We start from the raw sequence: 18,547 nt of genomic DNA, 5'->3' as shown, positions 1-18,547 counted from the left end.
CGCGCCAGTACGACCTGGCCACCCGCTCGCTCGTCATGGGCATCCTCAACCGCACGCCCGACTCCTTCTTCGACCGCGGCGAGTTCTTCGCGCTGGATGCCACGATGCGCCGCGCCGAGCAGCTGGTCGACGAAGGGGCCGACATCCTCGACGTCGGCGGGGTGAAGGCGGGCCCGGGCCCCGACGTGGGCGAGCCCGAGGAGCTCGATCGCGTCATTCCGGCCGTCGCCGCCGTGCGAGCGCGGTTCGACGTCCCGATCTCGGTCGACACCTGGCGGTCCGAGGTGGCGCGCGCCGCCTATGCGGCCGGCGCGGAGATCGGAAACGACATCAGCGGTTTCGCCGACCCCGACTACCTGCACGTGAGCGCGAAGGCGGGTGCCACGGTGGTCGCCACCCACATCCGCCTCCAGCCCCGCGTCCCTGACCCCGAGCCTCGTTACGGCGACGTCGTGGCCGCGGTCTGCGAGTTCCTCGCCGATCGCGCCCGTCGTGCCGAAGCGGCCGGGGTCCCGGCCGAGCGCATCGTCGTCGACGCCGGGCTCGACCTGGGCAAGACGTGGCAGCAGTCGCTCGAGCTGCTGCGACGGTCCGCCGCGCTCGCCGCGCTCGGCTACCCGCTGCTGCTCTCGGCGTCGAACAAGACGTTCCTCGGCAAGTTGCTCGACCTCGGGATCACCGAGCGACGCGACGCGTCGCTCGCCGCCGCGGCTCTCGGCGTGGCGCGCGGCTGTCGCATCGTGCGCGCCCACGATGTGCGAGGCACCCGACGCGTATGCGACACGATCGCGGCCGTGCTGGAGGCCGCATGACGGTGTCGACGGGCACGATCGTCCTGCCCGCCTACTTCGTGAAGGGCGAGGATGCCGTGGTCGTGAACGACGCGGTTCGCACGCTCGTCGACGAGCTGGTGGGCGCGGGTGACGCGGCGCTGACGGTCGAGGACTTCTCGTCCGACGACTACGAGCTCGCGGCCGTGGTAGATGCGGCGCAGACGCCGCCGTTCTTCACCGATCGACGCGTCGTCGTGGCGCGGGGGATCGGCCGCTTCACCGCCGAGGAGCTTGCCGTCCTGCTCACCTATCTCGACGATCCGCTGCCGTCCACCGCGCTCGTGCTGGTCGCGTCGGAGGGCGTCGTGTCGCAGAAGGTGCCCAACGCGGTGAAGAAGATCGGCCACGTCGTCGACGTCAGCCTGCGGCAGGCGAAGGACGCGAAGGCGTGGTTCCAGAGCCGCCTCAAGGACGCGCCCGTGCGCCTCGACGCGAGTGCGGCCAAGGCCGTCGCCGATCACGTGGGCGACGACGTCGGCCGGCTGGTCGGTCTGCTCAACCTGCTCGAAGGCGTGCACGGAACCGGCGCCCGGCTCACGACGGACGACGTCGTGCCCTTTCTCGGCGAGGCAGGCGGGGTGGCGCCGTGGGAGCTCACCGACGCGATCGACGAGGGCAGCACCGAGGCGGCCTTGACCCACCTGCACCGCATGATGGAAGGCGGCGGCCGGCATCCGCTCGTCATCACGGCCACGCTCCACACCCACTACACGCGCATGCTGCGCCTGGACGGCGCCCAGGTGGCCAACGAGGCGGCCGCCGCGGCGCTGCTGGGGTTGAGGGGCTCGACGTACCCGGCGCGCAAGGCCCTCGCGCAGGCTCGGCGCCTCGGACCCGCGGGCATCCGCCGCGCCATCTCGCTGCTGGCCGACGCCGACCTCGCGCTCAAGGGCGCGATCGACTGGCCGGGCGAGCTGGTGCTCGAGGTGCTGGTGGCCCGGCTCAGCCGCCTGGCCCCGCGCAAGCGGCGCTAGCGAGCGCGCTCCGAGGTCAAGTTCGTCCGGCCGTGCGAGACTGCGCCCAGGCGAACGGAGGACGGACGTGAGCCGGCTGAGGAATCGCATCGTTTGCGGGGCGCTCGGCGCGCTGGTGATCTTCGCTCCGACGATCGGGCCCACGCCGGCCGGGGCCACCGGGCCCGTCGCCGTCGCCCGGCAGCTCGCAGGCTCGATTCCCAATCCCTACGACGAGCCCAATGCGGTCGTGCGGGTGGGTGACCGTCTCTTCGTGCCCGACCGCAACGCGATCGACCGCGTCGGCCTCACGCCGCCGACGTTCTCGATCTTCGCAGGCGAGCGCACCACCCCCGGGTCGACAGACGGTCCTGCTACCAACGCCCGCTTCAACGGCCTGAAGGGCATCGCCGGCGACGGCACCAACCTCTACGTCACCGACTCCGGGAACCACACCATCCGCAAGATCGTCATCGCCACCGGTGCGGTCACAACCGTCGCCGGCAGTGCGGGGCACGTGGGCAACGCGGACGGCACCGGCGCGGCGGCCCGCTTCAACCAGCCGTACGGCATCGCAATCGGCGGCGGCGACCTCTGGATCACCGATCGCGGGAACCACACCATCCGTCGCCTGACCCTCGCGAGCGGCGCGGTGACGACGGTGGCCGGCACCGCGGGCTCGCCGGGCACAGCCGACGGCACCGGAGCGGCGGCGCGCTTCAGCGCGCTCACCGGCATCGCGTACGACAGTGGAACCGTCTGGATCGCCGACGGCGACCGCGTCCGCAAGCTGGTGCCGGCTACGAATGCCGTCACCACTCTCGTCACGGTGGCCTGCTTTTCCTCGACCGTGATCACCGGCCTGGCCGTCACGGGCGGCAAGGCGTACACCGCCCTCGACTGTTCCGACTCCGATGGCGAGCAGTTCACGGAATTGAGGAGCGTCGACCTCGTCTCGCTCCAGACCGCGCAGGTATCCCACCCCGTGTCCAACGACAGCACCGGCGTTAGCACCGACGGTGTCGAGCTGTACGTCTCGGGCTACCTGAACTGGCCGCCGGGCCTGTATCGCACGGTGATCGCCACGGGCGCTACGGCCAAGGTCGGCGAGTTCGGCGAGTTCGGATCGACCAACGGCGCGGCCGCCGCGGCCCGTTTCACACACCCGAACAAGATGGCGAGCGACGGCGGCAACCTCTTCGTCGCCGACCGAGGCAACTCCGCCATCCGACGAGTGTCGATCGACACCGGCGAGACGTCCACCCTGGCCACCGGGCTCGACGGCGGCGGCATCGCCCTCTACGGCCCGTACCTCTTCGTCGGGTCCGCGAACACGGTGCGCCGCGTCGACCGGGTCACGGGTGCGGTCACGACGTTCGCGACCGTGGGTGGCGGTGGCTACCACGTCGACGCGATCGCGACCGACGGAAGCTCCCTGTATTTCACCGGGACCGACTGCGCGATCCACCGCCTCGACCCGACCACCGCCGCGCTGAGCGTGCTGGCCGGCTCGACCTCTGCCTGTGGGTACGTCGACGCAACGGGCCCCTCCGCCCGGTTCCTCGGCCCGCTCGATCTCACCACTGACGGAACGAACCTCTGGGTGGCCGACCAGGCGAACTACCGGGTGCGGAAGGTCGTGATCGCCACCGCGCAGGTCACGACGCTGACCGCGGCGTTTCCCACCTCCGACCTCCTGATGGGCATCACCTTCGGGGGCGCCGACGTCTACGTGACCATCTCGACGTGTTCGGTGTGTCCGGGCGCGATCCGCCGGGTCTCGACCACCACGGGGTCCGTGTCGCCCGTCGCGGGCGGAGACGCGCCGGTGCCGCTCACGTTCGCGCCGAGCTCGGCCTCGTCGACCGAGCTGAACCCCTCGGGCATCTTCGCCGACCGAGACGGGCGCCGTCTGTTCTTCACCCACGACACCGGGGTCGGTGTCGTCGAGGACCCGGCGACGCCACTCGGCATCGGCGACACCACTCTGGTGGAGGGCGACGGCGGGACGGGGTTGGCGGTGTTCACCGTGCGCCTGGCGCGCCCGATGGCGAACGACGTGCGCGTGGTCTACGTCACCAACGACGGTACGGCCACCGCCGCCTCGGGCGATTTCGTCGGCCAGTCGGGCCAGCTCACCATCCCCGCGGGTGCCACCGAGGCCCGGATCAAGGTCTCCGTCAACGGAGACACGGCAGATGAGGCGAACGAGAGCTTCAAGGTGCGCCTGGCGTGGCCGGTGGGCGGTGCGGTGCTCACGCGCGCCCTGGGCCAGGCCACCGTGGTCGACGACGACCCAGGGGCCGCGGTCTCGCTGTCGATCGGTGATGTCCGCGTGCTCGAGGGCGACGCCGGAGCCTCGCTCGCAGTGTTCCCGGTGCGACTTTCCTCCGCGCAGCCGGCGCCGGTGACCGCCGCGTTCGCCACCGCGCCCGGCAGCGCCGCAGCGGGCAGCGACTACGAGACGCGCAGCGGCACGGTGAGCATCCCCGCGGGGCTGACGTCGGCCACGGTCTTCGTCAAGGTGTTCGGCGACGTCGTCGCCGAGGGGGGCGAGTCGTTCAGCGTCACGCTGTCGGGGTCGAGCGGTCCGGCGATCACCCGCGGCACAGGAACCGGCACGATCCTCGCCGAGGACTGACGCGAGCCTGGACCGAAGGGCGCTCGCTCGAACGCGGTGCTAGCTCGAAACCCTGGCCAGGCGCTTCATCAGGCGCGACTTGCGGTTGGACGCCTGGTTCTTGTGGATGATGCCCTTGGCCGCGGCCTTGTCGATGCGCTTCATGGCCACGCGTAGGGCTTCGGGTGCATGCTCGGCGCCTTCCTCGGCGGCGCGCACCGCAACCTTCACGCGCGTCTTGATCTCGGACTTCGCCGCCTTGTTGCGCACCCGGCGCCGCTCGTTCTGCTTGTTGCGCTTGATCTGACTCTTGATGTTCGCCATGAGAAGGGACAGACGATAGCAGCGCCCGGCCCGGGAGGCCGGGCCCGAGAGCGGAGCCGCCCAGGAGGCCGCTCCGCGACGAGAATGGCGCCCATGTTGCTGCGCGGGCGCGACGGCTCCGAGCTCCAGCTCGACATCGTGGGCTACCAGTTCCCCCACGTCGAGGCCGATCCCTGGGACAGCAACAGCCTGCTCGTCGCCTTGCGCGTCGTCTCCGCCCAGGGCACGTGGGAGGCGGTCGACCCCTCTCTGACCACCTGGGAGGCGGCGCGTCTGTGCCGATGGCTGGCGCTCCTGGCGGCCGGCGACGCGAGCGCGGTGCGCCAGGCGTTCAACGAGCCCAACGTCCGCGTGTCGGTCAACGGGCTCGCATCCGACTTCTCCCGCGCCCGGGTGCACGCCTGTTTCGAGCTGGAGACGCGTCCACCCTGGCTCCCGGGCCCGGCTTCGGGCAGGGACACGTTGTGCGTCGACCTCGACGTCCCGCGCGCCGCGGTGCGCGATGCGGCCGCGGATCTGGCCCGTCAGCTGCGACGCTTCCCGCTGCGGGGCGACGATCCGACCCTCTGAGACGCCCCGATCGCGGTCTTCCCGCGCAAAGTGCACCGCCAGGGGCGCTTTGCGCGGGAAGATCGGTGGGTTGTGACCATGACCCCACTCGACCGCATACGCAACCTGGCCGTGATCGCGCACATCGATCACGGCAAGTCGACGCTCTCCGACCGGGTCCTCGAGCTCACCGGGGCGGTCGACGCACGCGACATGCGCGAGCAGTACCTCGATTCGATGGACATCGAGCGCGAGCGCGGCATCACCATCAAGGCCCAGAACGTGCGCGTCACGTGGAAGGGCCACACCATCCATCTGATCGACACGCCCGGGCACGTCGATTTCGCCTACGAGGTGTCGCGCAGCCTGGCAGCGTGCGAAGGCGTGATCCTGCTCGTCGACGCGTCGCAGGGGATCGAGGCGCAGACGCTCGCCAACTGCTACCTCGCCATCGAGCACGACCTCGAGATCGTCCCCGTGCTCAACAAGATCGACCTGCCCGCGGCCGACCCCGACCGGGTGGCGCGTGAGATCGAGCACGTGCTCGGCATCGATGCAGACACGATCCTCCGCCTGAGCGCGAAGACGGGGGAGGGCGTGCCCGAGCTGCTCGACGCGGTCGTCGAGCGCATCCCCGCGCCCATCGGCGATGCCGATGCGTCCTTACAGGCGCTGCTGTTCGACTCGTACTACGACCAGTACCGCGGCGTGGTGAGCGCGGTGCGCGTCATGGAGGGCACCTTGTCGAGCGGTGCCCGGTTGCGCTTCATGCAGGCCGGGTCCACCCACGACGCGGAAGAGGTGGGGGTGCGCCTGCCCGCGGTGACGCCTGTCGCCGCGCTGGGCCCGGGTGAGGTGGGCTACGTCATCGCCGGCATCAAGGACGTCGGCGAGGCGCGTTCTGGAGAGACGGTCACCGAAGCCGCGCGCCCCGCGTCCCATCCGCTCGAGGGCTACCGCGACCCGAAGCCGATGGTGTTCTGCGGCCTCTACCCGGTGGAGGGTGACGACTTCGCCGACCTGCGCGAAGCGCTCGTGAAGTTGAGGCTCAACGACGCGTCGTTCACCTTCGAGCCGGAGACCTCGAGCGCGCTCGGGTTCGGCTTCCGCTGCGGCTTCCTCGGGCTCCTGCACATGGACATCGTGCGCGAGCGGCTCGAGCGCGAGTTCGACCTCAGCCTCATCGCGTCCGCGCCGAGCGTGGAGTACCTCGCCCACCTCACCAACGGCGGCGTGGTCGAGGTCGACAACCCCTCCGCCATGCCCGAGCCCCAGAAGGTCGAGTTCATCGAGGAGCCGTTCTTCACCGCGACCGTGCTGTTGCCCCGTGAGTACACCGGCACCGTCATGGACCTGTGCCAGGGCCGGCGGGGCGACATGCAGAAGATGGAGTACCTCTCGGAGGAGCGGGTCGAGCTCGTGTACCGCATCCCGCTGGCCGAGGTGGTGGTCGACTTCTTCGACCAGCTCAAGAGCCGCACGAAGGGGTACGCGTCGCTCGACTACGAGCCGACGGACTACGCGCGCTCCGACCTGGTGAAGGTCGACGTGCTGCTCAACGGTGTGCCCGTCGACGCGTTCAGCGCGATCGTCCATCGCGACCGAGGCGCGGAGTACGGCCGCAAGATGACCGCGAAGCTGCGCGAGCTGATCCCCCGCCAGCTGTTCGACGTGCCCATCCAGGCCGCCATCGGCGGGCGCATCGTGGCGCGCGAGACGGTGAAGGCCAAGCGCAAGGACGTGCTGGCGAAGTGCTACGGCGGCGACATCACCCGCAAGCGCAAGCTGCTCGAAAAGCAGAAGGAGGGGAAGCGGCGCATGAAGAACATCGGCCGCGTCGAGGTGCCCCAGGAGGCGTTCGTCTCCGCCCTCCGCCTCGAGGAATGACGGATCCCGCTCAGGCCGGCGGCCGGTTCGCGGCGAGGTGGCGGTTGAGCGCGTCGAGCGTTGCGCGCACCGCGGCCTCCGCGGGTGACGGGCCCACGGCGACGCCCCAGCGGACGCTGGCGTCACTCGTCGCCTCCAGCGACACCGCGATCGCCTGACCCGACGGGTCCGGCAGCGGCCCCGACCAGCCGGGCGTGAACGGCACGTCGAGGCCGAGGGCAACGAGCGCCTCGAGCACACTGCCCACCGCCGCGCTGACCTCGTCGCCGCTGCGCCGACGGCCGATCGTGCGCAGGCCGCCCTTCGCCAGGTGCACCTCGACCTCGAGGTCGGGCAGCACGATGACTGCGAGCACGCGCACCCGCTCGCCCTCCCTGCCCCCCTCGCCCACCACCTCGACCACGTGGGGCTCGTCGAGATGGGCGGCGGCCACCGCCGTGGCGCGGTGCCGCAGCTCGTACTCGTCCACGTCCGCGGCGACGCCCACCTGCACCAGGAAGACGCCGTTGCGTTCGCCGAAGCCCACGATCCGCACGCCTGGGATCAGGCGGAGCTCCAGCTCGAGCGCGTCGTGGGCGCTGCTCATCCGCGCTCGGCCCGCTCGGCGCGGCGCCTCGCCTTGTCCTCGTAGAGGCGCGTGTCGGCGAGCGCGGTGAGCGTCTCGACGGTGTCGGCGTCGCCCGGACAGGACGCGACGCCCACGGAGAAGTCGACCGGCAGGTCGCGATCGAGGGCTCGTACGCCGTCGCGCAGCCGTTCGATCAGCGGAGCCACGACGCCCGCGTCGCCGCCGGGCAGGATCAGCGCGAACTCGTCGCCCCCCGTGCGCGCCGCCACGTCGCTCTGCCGGATCGCGTGGCGCATCGCGGCACCGATGGCGCGGAGGACGTCGTCACCGCCGGCATGCCCGTAGCTGTCGTTGACGATCTTGAACAGGTCGAGGTCGATCGTCACGAGGGTGAAGGGGTCGTCGTAACGACGGGCGCGACTGACCGCCTGCACGAGCTGGTCGTCGAAGCTGCGCCGGTTGTACAGCTTGGTGAGGGGATCGTGGAGCGAGTCGTAGCGCAGGTTGTCGAGTCGGAGCGCGACCGCGACGAGATCGGTCGCCGCGTCGAGCCGCCTCCCGGCGTCGAGCGGCGGTTCGGTGTGCAACCCCACGGGGCCACCCAGGGCCACCTCCTCGGCCCACCCCCCGTCGAGGGGCCTGCGCCCGGCGCGGAACGCCTGGCGCCCGAGCGGCGGGCGGTCGATCACGATCACCGCGTCGTGCAGCTGGGCCTCGGCCACCACGCGGTCGAGGCAGCGGTACACGAACTCCAACCCCGACTCGGCGGCCTGGAGGTCGGCGGCCAGGTCGGCGAGCAGCTCGGCGCGGGGCCGGCGCCGGCCGGAAGGGCGCGCCGGGTCGGGCTCGTGCGCCTCACTCCCCACCTCGTCCACCCTCGCCGTCCCCCTCTGACGCCGGGCGTGCCCCTCCGGACGACGCGACGCCAGCACCAACTCTGACGTCAGTATGGGGCCTACCCAGCGTGGCCACCAGACCACTCCGGCTGGTGGGAGGGATGAGGCCCCGGGTGGAGGCGCTGGCACTCGGTATCATCGGGTGCTACGCCAATGTCGCTCGACGATCGAAAGGCCGCCATTCTGCGGGCCGTCGTGCGGGAGTACATCGAGACGGCCCAGCCGGTCGGGTCCGCCCATGTCTCTCGCGGCGGTCTGGGGGTTTCGCCCGCCACCGTGCGCAACGAGATGGCGTTGCTCGAACGCGACGGCTATCTGACCCAACCCCACACCAGCGCGGGGCGCGTGCCCACCGACAAGGGCTACCGCTTCTTCGTCGACCAGCTCACGACCCCGGGGGCGCTGCCGCCCGTCCAGCGCCAGCAGGTGCGCGAGTTCTTCGCCCGGGCCCACGGCGAGATCGAGCAGATGCTGCACGACACCAGCCGCCTGCTCTCCAACCTCACCGACTACGCCGCAGTCATCGTGGCGCCCGCGCTCGAAGGGGCGGTGGTGCGCTCGGTGCAGCTCGTCGGGCTCACGCCGCGGGTCGTGCTCGGTGTCGCCGTGCTGTCCAACGGCTCGGTCGAGAAGCGAACGCTCGAGCTGCCGCACGACGTCGGCGACGAGCGTGTCGCCGCAGCCGGCGCCCATCTCGCCTCCCAGCTGTGTGGACGCACGCTCGCGGGGTTCCTCGACGACGTCGCCCACACCGGAGATCCCGCCACCGACGACCTCGTGCGCCGGGCGTGTCAGTCGTTCGAGCCCGACGCCGAGGCCGACCACGTCTTCGTGGGCGGCGCGTCGCGCATGGTCGCCGCGTTCGACGCCGTCGACACGGTGCGCCGGGTGCTCGGCATCCTCGAGCAACAGTACGTGGTCGTCGGTCTCCTGCAGGAGGTGCTCGATCGTGGCATGAGCGTCTCGATCGGCACCGAGCTGGGCGTGGAGTCGCTGGCCGAGTGCGCCATCGTGGTCGCGCCCTACGAGGTCGAAGGCGAGGCCGCGGGCTCCATCGGCGTGCTCGGCCCCACCCGCATGCACTACCCCGAGGCGATGGCGGCGGTGGCGGTCGTGAGCCAGCGCCTCGGTCGCCGCCTCAGCGAGTCGTAAGCCGTGGCCACCGACTACTACGAGCTGCTGCACGTCGCGCCCAACGCCACCGAGGACGAGATCAAGCGCGCCTACCGCAAGCTCGCCCGCGAGCTGCACCCCGACACGAGCGGCGGTGATCCCGCGGCGGAGGAGCGCTTCAAGGAGGTGACGGTCGCGTACGAGACGTTGCGCGACCCGGAGCGGCGGCGGCGCTACGACATGTTCGGCCCCGAGCCGGCGCGCGGCGCAGGCGCGGGGGCGGGAGACCCCTTCGCCGGCGCGGGCTTCGGCGCCAACCTCGGCGACCTGTTCGACACCATCTTCGGCGCGGGCGGCGGCGGCCCGCGCGGCCCCGCCGGGCCGCCCCGCGGCAACGACCTCGAGGTGACGCTCACCGTCGAGTTCGAGGAGGCCGTCTTCGGCGCGCAGCGAGAGGTCTCCCTGCGCGCCCCGGTCGCGTGCGCCACGTGCGAGGGCAGCGGGGCGCGCCCGGGCACGACACCCGTCACCTGCTCGAACTGCGCCGGGACGGGCGAGGTGCGCCGCGTGCGCCAGTCGATCCTCGGCCAGATGGTCACCGCCTCGCCCTGTCCGCGGTGCGGCGGGTTGGGCCGGGAGATCACCAGCCCGTGCCCCGACTGCCGCGGCGAGGGCCGGCGCACGGAGCCGCGCACGTACACGGTCGAGGTGCCGGCGGGCGTCGACGACGGCAACACCTTGCGCCTCACGAGCCGAGGCGCGGCGGACCCGCGTGGCGGTGCGCCAGGCTATCTCTACGTTCACCTCCGGGTGCGCCCGCACGAACGAATCCAGCGCCAGGGTTACGACCTGGTGCACGTGCTGCACGTGCCGATGACCCAGGCCGTGCTCGGCGTCCACGTCGCCTACGAGACGCTCGACGGCACCGAGGACCTCGTCATCCCGGCAGGCACGCAGTCGGGCCGCGTGTTCCGACTGCGCGGCCGCGGCGTGCCCCACGTCAACGCCCGCGGTCGCGGCGAGCTGCTGGTGCAGGTCGTCGTCGACACGCCGACCGACATGAGTCCCGAGCAGGAAGAGCTCATGCGGCGTCTCGCTGCCGAGCGGGGCGAGGAGGTCGCCCCGCCCGAGAAGGGCTTCCTCTCGCGATTCCGCTCCGCCTTCAAGTAGCGGGGTGCGATGGCGCTTGCCGGCCGCGCCCGCGCCCATGCGTTCGTGGCCGACGTCGAGTCGCCCGAGCTCGGTCCTGACGACCGCCATCACCTCGAGCGGGTGCTGCGGCTGCGTCCGGGTGACGAGCTCACGGTGGCCGACGGGGCGGGACGCTGGCGGCGCTGTCGCTTCGGTCCCGTGGTGGAGGTCGACGGCGACGTCGAGGTCGAACCCCCGCCCGCTCCGGCGATCACCCTCGCCTTCGCGCTCACCAAGGGCGAGCGCCCGGAGTGGACCGTGCAGAAGCTCACCGAGGTGGGCGTCGACCGCATCGTGCCGTTCGTGAGCGACCGGTCGATCGTGCGTTGGGACGAGGCGAAGGCCGGGCGCCACACCGAGCGGCTCCGCCGCGTCGCCCGCGAGGCGGCCATGCAGAGCCGGCGCGCGTTCCTGCCCGTCGTCGAGGACGTCGCCGCGTTCGCCGACGTGGTCACCCGCCGCGGCGCCGCGCTCGCCGCGCCCGGCGGGAGGCCTCCCGACCTGGCGCGCACCTGTCTGCTCGTGGGCCCGGAGGGCGGATGGACCGACGAGGAGCTGGCGCTCGCGTCGGCCCGCGTCGCGCTCGGTCCCACTGTATTGCGGGCCGAGACCGCCGCGGTCGCGGGGGCGGTGCTCCTCGCCGGGTTGCGCGCCGGACTGGTCGCGACCGCCGATTTGCACTCAGCGTGAGGAACTTGGCCGAATTTATGGGTATTTGTGGCATTGCCGACCTCCCAGCGTGGGTACTACGCTGCACCAGGGAGTCAGGGGGGCTGGGTTGATCGACGAACCGGTCGACGAAAAGGCGGCCAGCGCATATGCACGCCGTGTGGGCGAGCGGCTGCGCGCGATCCGCAAGCAGAAGGGCTTGTCGCTGCAGGAGGTCGAAGCTGCCTCCACGCAGGAGTTCAAGGCCTCGGTGCTCGGCGCGTACGAGCGCGGTGAGCGCTCGATCTCCGTGCCCCGCCTGCAGCGCCTGGCCCGGTACTACAACGTGCCGGTCGATCAGCTCCTGCCGCGCGACATCGACATCGACCTCACCGGCGCGACCGACGCGGTCGAGGGCGACGCCGACTACGGGCGGCGGTCGGTATGGGGCGAAAGCGCGGACAAGGTCACCATCGACCTCACGGCCTTCGAGCGGCTCACCGAGCCCGAGGCCGACATGTTGCAGCGCTACCTCAAGATGATCCAGGTGCAGCGCCAGGACTTCAACGGCCGGATGCTCACCATCCGCGGCGACGACCTGCGCGCCATCGCCTGCCTCTTCGGCACCGACACCGACGGCATCGTCCATCGCCTCGACTCCCTGGGCCTGCGTCTCCCCATCTGACGCGCTGAGCGCGACTTTCACGGAGGGGACAGAGGCGGGAGGCGGAACAGCTGGCCCGTGAAGACGAGATGCGGGTTCCGCGGGTCGGCGAGCAGGTCGCGGTTCACCTCGATCAGCGACCGCCAGTAGGCGCAGACCTCGCCGTCGGTTGCGGCCCTGCCCCGCCGCAGCGACTCGACGTCGCGCGCGATCTTCCAGAGGCTCTGACCCGGGCGCACCTCCCACGTCGTTACGACGGGGGATGGAGGCGGCGCGACCGGCGCGGCGGCTGTGCCGGCCGGAACTGCTGTGCCGACCGGAACTGCTGTGCCGGCCGGAACGGCTGTGGGAGCCGTCCCCGGGTGGGCGGGGTCGGGGAGACGGGTCATGGTGATGACAGGGGAGGGAGCCCGGGCGGCGAGCGTGGGCGACGCGGTCAGCGCCGTCGACGTGGCGAGCCCTGCGCCGAGAGCCCAGCGCACGATCGCGCGCAGCGATCGCGGCGAGACCGCATCGGCGAGCCGGATGAGCGGGCGGGCACCGACCGCGCGGGCGACGACACCTGCGGCTGTGGCGGCCAGCACGTACCAGCACGACAGCAACGCCCCGAGGCGCACGAGCGCGACGAACGCGTCGGCCGGCTCGCGCGCGGTCAGCCATCGTTGCCAGTCGGCCGGCGCGGTCAGCCGCGGCAACTCGATGGCGCTCTGCCCGCTCAGCAGAAGCGCGCCGAGCGCCACCGTCACGGCGAGCGTCGAAACGGTGAGGCTGAGCCGTGGGCGGGCGCCGCTCATCCCAGCACCGTCGGGGGGCCGCCGGTGCGCTCGACGGTGAGCACGTCGCAGGCGGGCCGGGCCCGGTGGGTCACTCGCAGCCCGGTGGCGCCCGCGACCTGCGCGATCAGCGGCACGGTGATGACGTTCTCGTTCGACCACGCCTCGAAGCGGTAGACACCTCCCGTTCCCCGATCGAGGAAGGCGAGCGTGGCCCGGCCGTCGCAGTCCCAGTCGCCGGTCGCGACGTCGTCCGTTCGGCCGTTGATCGCCCAACGCAAGGGACCAGCCTCCAGAACGCCACCGGCGAAGCGCACCCGCTCATCGCAGCCGTCGCCGTCGACGTCGGCGTGTAACGCTCCACCCACGGCGGCACACGTCGGCGCGACCGGTGTCGGACGCGGCGCCGGTCGCGGCGCCGGCGGTCGTCTTGATGGGCCAAGCGACGGAGTGCCACCGACCCACATGACGCCAACCAGCGTGACCGAGACGGCGAGGACCGCCACCGCAGCTCTCACCGGTGCCCGGAACCACCGGCGGGGCTCGGGCTCACGTGTCACCGCTTGCCCGGGCAGCGTGGCGTGGGGGGCGGCGGCCCGAATGTCGGTCGCCATCTCACTGGCGGAAGGTCGCAGCCTCGGGTCGGGATTGGTCGCCCTGAGCGCGATCGACAGAAGGGGTGCGATCGCACCTGCGGTCCGGCGGCGCACGGCTGTGTGCGGCCGTGTCGCGCGCGCGAGCAGCCAGCGCAGGAGCTCTCCGAGCGCGCTGACGTCGCGAGCGCGGTCGATCGGGTCGTCCGCGTCGGCGCCGTCGGCCAGCCCGCACAGCACGGGACGGCCGCCGGGCGCGACGATGACGTGTTCGGGCGCGATCGAGCCGTGCACCAGGCCGAGGCGATGGAGGTCCGCGACCGTGGTGGCCAGCGCGGCGACGAGGCCGGCGACGTCGTCGACCGGCGCTGCCGGAGCCTCGGCGAGTGAAGGTCCGTCGACGAGTCGCGTGAGGAGCGCGGGTGCGGGTTGCCCGCGGAGCTCGACCAGGCTCGACGACCCCGGGGTGACCGGCCCGTCGGAGCAGGTCCGCCTCACGGGTCAGACGCTCGACGGGGCCTGCCTTGACGAACACTCCTTCGGGCGGGCTCGGCGGCACGCCGGCGAAGCGTAGAAGATATTTCAGTATATCTCAAGCAGTTTCATGTTCTCGTAGGGCCGCGCTCGAGGTGGCGGCGACCCGCACCCGCCCGGGGCCGCCGGGCAGAGCCCGGGCGAAGAGGTAGTCGACCTCGGCGGACGCGGTGACGGTCACGCGGTCGTCGCTTGGCGAAACGACGACGCTGACGCGCACGTCGTGGTAGCGCTGCAGGTCGAGCGCCGATCGCACCTCGTCGGTGGCGAGCTCGTCGGCGGTGGCCGCATCGAGGATGACCACGCCCTCGCGGTAGAAGGCGCGATTGCTCACGGCCCGAGCGGCCGCGTCGTTGGCCGCAGCCGCGGTGGCACCCGCCAGCTCGCGCTCGCCGAGGAACGCGATCGAGAAGTCGACCGCGATGGCGCCGAGCACGATCATCACGAGGACCGCAGCCGGGAAGAGCAGCAGGGCACTCCCGCGCTCGCGCGCCGGACGCGTCACGGCTCGTTTCCTCCAACGTCGCAAGTCGCGGTACCGGAGAGACCGCTGCGGAACGGGTCGACGATCTCGGAGTGTCGGGCGCGCACGGTGAAGCCGTGACCCAAGCCGCCGACCCATGGCACGGTCAGCGCAGGTAGGCGGTACGTCGCCTCGGCCGTGACGCGCGTGCATCGGTGGCTCGCGGCGCCATTGCCCGCGACCAGGCGGATGTCGGGACGACGAGCCGAGCTGCGTTGGGCCGCAAACGCGGCCTCGGCCGCGGACCGTGCGGCCGCGAACGCCTCGTCCGCAGTGAGCGCGGCCGGAGCTTCGACATAGGTCCTCGTGGCTTCGCGAGCTGCCGACGACACCGCAAGCTTGGCGTCGACGGCTGCCCAGGCATTTGCGATCAGCAGCGCTCCCACGACGAACACGAGCAGGCCGAGGGGAAGCGCTTCGAACCCGCCCTGTCCCGACTCGTCGTGCCCAGCGGTCACGACGATTCCTGAAACCGCTCGACGCGCACCCGCACCCGCCGGTCGATCACGCCGAAGGCGGCGCGACCGACCCGGCCGAGCAGCAGGTTGGGGTTGCGCGACCGCACGTGCAGCACCACGACATCGTCGGTTGACTCGCTGAAGTCGAGTGTTTCGACCCGATCGGTGCCGTACCGGCCGAGCAGCTGTCGAAAGCGCGCTTTGGCCTGCTGCTCGGCCTCCACGGGATCACCGCGCGCGGCGGCGCCGGCCACGACGCGCGCCGCGTCGTAGGCGGCAGCCGTCACCACCGACGTCGCGTAGAGGTTGTAGAGAACCTGGACGGCGAACAGCAGGAGGACGAGGAAGACGGTGACGCCGGTGGTCGTCGAGACCAGACCGGCGCCCCGCTCCTCAGCGACCGATCTGATCGACTTGGTTGGCGGTCTTGTCGGACGCATCGTTGAAGATGGCCTGGAACGCCACCCACATGGCCGCACCGAGGAACGCCATGATCAGCACCGCGATGGCGGCCGAGATCACCCCCTCACCCGACTCGTCCTTGACGATGCCGACCGGCAGGTTCTTGACCCTCGCGTAGAGGGCCAGTGGTAGTTCGCGCACGGAAGCTCCTTTCGATCACTGGGCAGAGAAGACGCGAAGCGCCTCGATGAACGGCACGGCCATGAAGAGCACGCCCGGGACGAGCGCGGCCACGGTGACCGGTATCCACACCTGCTGGGCCCGTCGTTCGACGGTCTCGATCAACGTGCGCTGCAGGTCGCGTCGAATGGAGCGCGCTTCGTCGGACACGAGGCGGCCGAGATCGCTCGCCTCGCGGTTGAGCGCCAGTATCGGCACCAGCCGGTCGAGCGCCTCGACGTCGGCGACCGCAGCCCACTCGCGCAGTGCGTCGACCTCGGACAAACCCTGACGGATGCGTCCGCAGACGCGTGCGAGATCACGTGCGCAGTTGCCACGGCCGCGAGCCCCGACCCGGTTCAGCGCGGCGCCGAGGCTGAACCCGGCCGCGAGCAGCATCGCCAGTTGCTCGGTGACGACCGGAAGCTCGAGCGCCAAACGCCGCTTCCACGCCTCGGAGGCCGACGAGAGGCGCTGCTCGAGCGTGAGAAAGGCGAGCACCGGTGCACCGACGAGGAGGAGGAGCGCGATCGCAGGCGGCGGCCGCGCGGCCAACGAGAGCAGGGCGGCACCGCACAGGCTCACGACCGCCCAGCCCAGTTGGCGCGTGCGATAGGCGGTGACGTCGAATGGTGAATGGACGCGCTCGAGGCGCACCGCGAGCTCCTCGTTCACGCCGACCAACCGGGCGAGGCGCTCGCCGACCGAGCGGGCCACCGGCGCGACGATGTCGCGGAACGACTCTGCCGAGAGCACCCCCGCGTGTGGCCGGCGGGCCATCCCACCCGGGGTGTACGGCAGCAGGCGCTCGACGAGCGACGGGCGCGAGAACCAACGCGTCTCCGAGAGCAGCAGGGCCAGCCCGGCCCAGAGCAGCAGGCCGCTGAGGACGACCAGCCTCACGCCGCGCACCGCCTACTCATGGAACACCCGCTGCTCCTCGGGTAGCCGCATGATCCGCCCGGCCCACAGCCAGCACACCACGACCATCGCGACGCCGGCCACGGCCACGAGCTGACCTGCAGTCGTCTCGTAGGCCGCGCGCCCGTTCCCTATCGCCAGGCCCGCCAAGGCCATGCCGAGGGGCACGAGCAGCGTGAAGCGCCGAGCGAAGCGGACACCGGCCTGTCGGGCGCGGGAATCCTTGCGTCCCTGCACGTCGGCGGTGCGGTCCTCGGCCAGCGCGGCCAGCCGGCGATCGAGCTCGGTGCCACCGACCTCGTGCGCCACGAGCAGCGTCTCGCATGCGGCGTCGGCCGTGGCATCTGCGAGCCGTGCCTTGAGCACCGCGACCGTCCGCTCGAAGTCGGTGGACAGCAGCCATTCGCGCTGAGCGCCGGCGAATGCCGGCCGCAACTCCGCCGGTCCGCGCAGGCCCACCTCGAGGAGCGCCTGCGGCACCGGACGTCCGAGCGAGCCCGTGAGCAGCCGGATCTCTTCGATCATCGCGGGCCAAACCTGGCGCGCCTCGTCGCGGCGACGCTCCCTTCGGGCCCGGTAGGACGCGACCGGGAAGCTGGCGACGAAGCACCCGACGGCCAGCGCGGGCAGAACACCGCCGCACAACGCGAACGTGACTGCCGCGCCGACGACGAAGAGCGCGGCCACGACCGCGACGAACTCGCGGGGCCGGACATCATCGAGGCCGGCCTGGGCGAGCCACTCCTGCGGCGGGCGCCGCCATCGGAGTCGCTTCGTGGACGGAGGGCCGACCCCCAGCCCACGCCAGCGCAACACGAGGGCGGTGTAGAGCAGGAAGATGCCGTAGCCGCCGACGAGGGCGAGCAGCAACCCGGTCATTTGCCTCCCGCCGTGTCGAGCATGGCGCGCAGGTCGTAGCCGGCGTCCTCGAGAACCCGACCCGCGCGCAGGGGGACGTTGCCGGTCCAGCGCAGGGGATCGGTGCGGAGCGGTCGCGCGAACAGCTCGGTGGTCGTGAACGAGGCACCCGCCGTCGGCGTGAGCAGCTCCTCGACCGCGATCACCTCGCTCACGCGCGGGCACCCAGCGTCGCGCGTGCAGTGCACCACGATGTCGACGGCCTCGCTCACGAGCGCGCTGAGCGCCGGCATCGGTATCTCGCGCGCGGCTTCGGAGAGCTGAGCGATGAAGCGCAGGCGCGTGAGCGCCTGCCGGGCCGAGCCCGCGTGGATGGTCGTGAAGCCCTTCACGCCTGACGAGAGCGTGAGGAGAAGCGGCAGGGCTTCGCGGTCGCGCACCTCGCCGACGATGGCGATGTCGGGTGCCATGCGCAGGAAGCCCGCGACGAGGCGGCGAAGGTCGACCTCGCGCCGGTCGCTCCGAGCCGGCCGCGTCTGCATCGACGCCACGTTGGGCAGCGGGACGTCGGCCTCGAACACCTCCTCGGCCACGACCACCCGCAAGGCGGGATCGAGCTCCGCCGCGCAGCACGACAGCAGGGTCGTCTTGCCCGACCCGGGCGCCCCGGCGAACACGATCGACAGCCGAGCGCGGATACACGCCCTCAGAAAGGCGGCGACGCCGCGATCGAGCATGTCGCGTTCGACCAGCTCGTCGAGGCTGCGGAACGGGATCCCGGTGAACTTGCGGATGTTGACGATCACGTGCCCGCCACGACCGACGTCGGAGTGCACGATGTGGAGCCGGGCGCCGTTGTCGAGCTGCGCGTCCTGCAACCCCTCGGCGGGATCGAGCTTGCGGTGCGACGTCGAGGCGTCATCGAGGATCTTCGTGAGCGTGCGCAGCACGTGGTCGTCGTCGTGGAACACCTCGTCGTGGTAGCCGCTCGGTCCTCGATGACGTTTCACGAAGATCTGG

General features: G+C 71.6%; 21 protein-coding genes. 9 read left to right on the top strand and 12 right to left on the bottom strand.

Features of this window, described 5'->3' with window-relative positions:
- Window positions 1–35 precede the first annotated feature (35 nt).
- The 3 genes from folP (at window position 36) to E6G06_19720 (ending at window position 4,427) form a co-directional block, all read left to right on the top strand.
- Window positions 36–812 (top strand): dihydropteroate synthase, encoded by a 777-nt coding sequence (gene folP, locus E6G06_19730; GenBank protein ID TML86803.1) that lies wholly within the window; start codon window positions 36–38, stop codon window positions 810–812.
- Complete coding sequence (holA, locus tag E6G06_19725) at window positions 776–1,807, top strand: DNA polymerase III subunit delta (protein ID TML86790.1); 1,032 nt, start codon at window positions 776–778, stop codon at window positions 1,805–1,807. Before folP ends, holA begins: the two co-directional genes overlap by 37 nt.
- 67 nt (window positions 1,808–1,874) lie before the next feature.
- Window positions 1,875–4,427: a hypothetical protein gene (locus E6G06_19720; GenBank protein ID TML86789.1), complete on the top strand. Its 2,553-nt coding sequence runs from the start codon at window positions 1,875–1,877 to the stop codon at window positions 4,425–4,427.
- Between the two features lie 39 nt (window positions 4,428–4,466).
- On the opposite strand, the gene E6G06_19715 is transcribed toward E6G06_19720, so the two are convergent.
- Window positions 4,467–4,730: a 30S ribosomal protein S20 gene (locus E6G06_19715; protein TML86788.1), complete on the bottom strand. Its 264-nt coding sequence runs from the start codon at window positions 4,728–4,730 to the stop codon at window positions 4,467–4,469.
- A 93-nt stretch (window positions 4,731–4,823) separates the two neighbouring features.
- Between E6G06_19715 and E6G06_19710 the strand changes: the two genes are divergently transcribed.
- Together E6G06_19710 and lepA are read left to right on the top strand one after the other, a co-directional pair.
- On the top strand, window positions 4,824–5,300 hold the full coding sequence (locus tag E6G06_19710; protein ID TML86787.1) for a hypothetical protein: 477 nt from the start codon (window positions 4,824–4,826) through the stop codon (window positions 5,298–5,300).
- Between the two features lie 78 nt (window positions 5,301–5,378).
- Window positions 5,379–7,166, top strand: coding sequence for an elongation factor 4 (lepA, locus tag E6G06_19705; protein TML86786.1), 1,788 nt, complete (start codon window positions 5,379–5,381; stop codon window positions 7,164–7,166).
- 10 nt (window positions 7,167–7,176) lie between these two features.
- Here lepA and E6G06_19700 read toward each other — a convergent pair whose 3' ends face one another.
- Together E6G06_19700 and E6G06_19695 are read right to left on the bottom strand one after the other, a co-directional pair.
- Window positions 7,177–7,752 carry a hypothetical protein gene (locus tag E6G06_19700; protein ID TML86785.1) on the bottom strand — a complete coding sequence of 192 codons (576 nt, stop codon included), beginning with the start codon at window positions 7,750–7,752 and terminating at the stop codon, window positions 7,177–7,179.
- Window positions 7,749–8,600, bottom strand: a complete 852-nt coding sequence (locus E6G06_19695) for a GGDEF domain-containing protein (GenBank protein ID TML86784.1) — start codon at window positions 8,598–8,600, stop codon at window positions 7,749–7,751. The genes E6G06_19700 and E6G06_19695 overlap by 4 nt, the downstream gene beginning before the upstream one ends.
- Before the next feature lie 183 nt (window positions 8,601–8,783).
- On the opposite strand from E6G06_19695, the gene hrcA reads away from it, so the two are divergent.
- The 4 genes from hrcA (at window position 8,784) to E6G06_19675 (ending at window position 12,267) form a co-directional block, all read left to right on the top strand.
- Window positions 8,784–9,782: a heat-inducible transcription repressor HrcA gene (gene hrcA / locus E6G06_19690; protein ID TML86783.1), complete on the top strand. Its 999-nt coding sequence runs from the start codon at window positions 8,784–8,786 to the stop codon at window positions 9,780–9,782.
- A gap of 3 nt (window positions 9,783–9,785) precedes the next feature.
- The gene (gene dnaJ, locus E6G06_19685; protein TML86782.1) at window positions 9,786–10,913 is read left to right on the top strand and encodes a molecular chaperone DnaJ; all 1,128 of its coding nucleotides are present in this window, start codon (window positions 9,786–9,788) and stop codon (window positions 10,911–10,913) included.
- Window positions 10,914–10,922: 9 nt separating this feature from the next.
- Window positions 10,923–11,624, top strand: coding sequence for a 16S rRNA (uracil(1498)-N(3))-methyltransferase (locus tag E6G06_19680; protein ID TML86781.1), 702 nt, complete (start codon window positions 10,923–10,925; stop codon window positions 11,622–11,624).
- Between the two features lie 88 nt (window positions 11,625–11,712).
- Window positions 11,713–12,267, top strand: a complete 555-nt coding sequence (locus E6G06_19675) for a transcriptional regulator (protein ID TML86780.1) — start codon at window positions 11,713–11,715, stop codon at window positions 12,265–12,267.
- A gap of 17 nt (window positions 12,268–12,284) precedes the next feature.
- Here E6G06_19675 and E6G06_19670 read toward each other — a convergent pair whose 3' ends face one another.
- The 9 genes from E6G06_19670 to E6G06_19630 form a co-directional block, all read right to left on the bottom strand.
- Window positions 12,285–13,040 carry a hypothetical protein gene (locus E6G06_19670; GenBank protein ID TML86779.1) on the bottom strand — a complete coding sequence of 252 codons (756 nt, stop codon included), beginning with the start codon at window positions 13,038–13,040 and terminating at the stop codon, window positions 12,285–12,287.
- On the bottom strand, window positions 13,037–14,110 hold the full coding sequence (locus tag E6G06_19665) for a hypothetical protein (GenBank protein TML86778.1): 1,074 nt from the start codon (window positions 14,108–14,110) through the stop codon (window positions 13,037–13,039). The genes E6G06_19670 and E6G06_19665 overlap by 4 nt, the downstream gene beginning before the upstream one ends.
- A gap of 94 nt (window positions 14,111–14,204) precedes the next feature.
- Complete coding sequence (locus E6G06_19660; protein TML86777.1) at window positions 14,205–14,651, bottom strand: hypothetical protein; 447 nt, start codon at window positions 14,649–14,651, stop codon at window positions 14,205–14,207.
- A complete protein-coding gene (locus E6G06_19655; protein ID TML86776.1) occupies window positions 14,648–15,127 on the bottom strand; it encodes a hypothetical protein in 480 nt (159 codons plus the stop codon). Before E6G06_19655 ends, E6G06_19660 begins: the two co-directional genes overlap by 4 nt.
- Window positions 15,124–15,567: a hypothetical protein gene (locus tag E6G06_19650; protein TML86775.1), complete on the bottom strand. Its 444-nt coding sequence runs from the start codon at window positions 15,565–15,567 to the stop codon at window positions 15,124–15,126. The genes E6G06_19655 and E6G06_19650 overlap by 4 nt, the downstream gene beginning before the upstream one ends.
- Window positions 15,521–15,730: a hypothetical protein gene (locus E6G06_19645; GenBank protein ID TML86774.1), complete on the bottom strand. Its 210-nt coding sequence runs from the start codon at window positions 15,728–15,730 to the stop codon at window positions 15,521–15,523. The genes E6G06_19650 and E6G06_19645 overlap by 47 nt, the downstream gene beginning before the upstream one ends.
- Before the next feature lie 15 nt (window positions 15,731–15,745).
- The gene (locus E6G06_19640) at window positions 15,746–16,651 is read right to left on the bottom strand and encodes a hypothetical protein (protein ID TML86773.1); all 906 of its coding nucleotides are present in this window, start codon (window positions 16,649–16,651) and stop codon (window positions 15,746–15,748) included.
- 12 nt (window positions 16,652–16,663) lie between these two features.
- The gene (locus E6G06_19635; protein ID TML86772.1) at window positions 16,664–17,548 is read right to left on the bottom strand and encodes a hypothetical protein; all 885 of its coding nucleotides are present in this window, start codon (window positions 17,546–17,548) and stop codon (window positions 16,664–16,666) included.
- Window positions 17,545–18,547, bottom strand: a 1,003-nt coding sequence (locus E6G06_19630) for a CpaF family protein (GenBank protein TML86771.1), incomplete at its 5' end; no start/stop codon positions are given. The genes E6G06_19635 and E6G06_19630, both read right to left, overlap by 4 nt.

This window comes from Actinomycetota bacterium (assembly GCA_005888325.1).
Classification (GTDB): domain Bacteria; phylum Actinomycetota; class Acidimicrobiia; order Acidimicrobiales; family AC-14; genus AC-14.
Note: the sequence above shows the minus strand (reverse complement) of the source record. Positions and strands in the feature narration are given on the sequence as shown.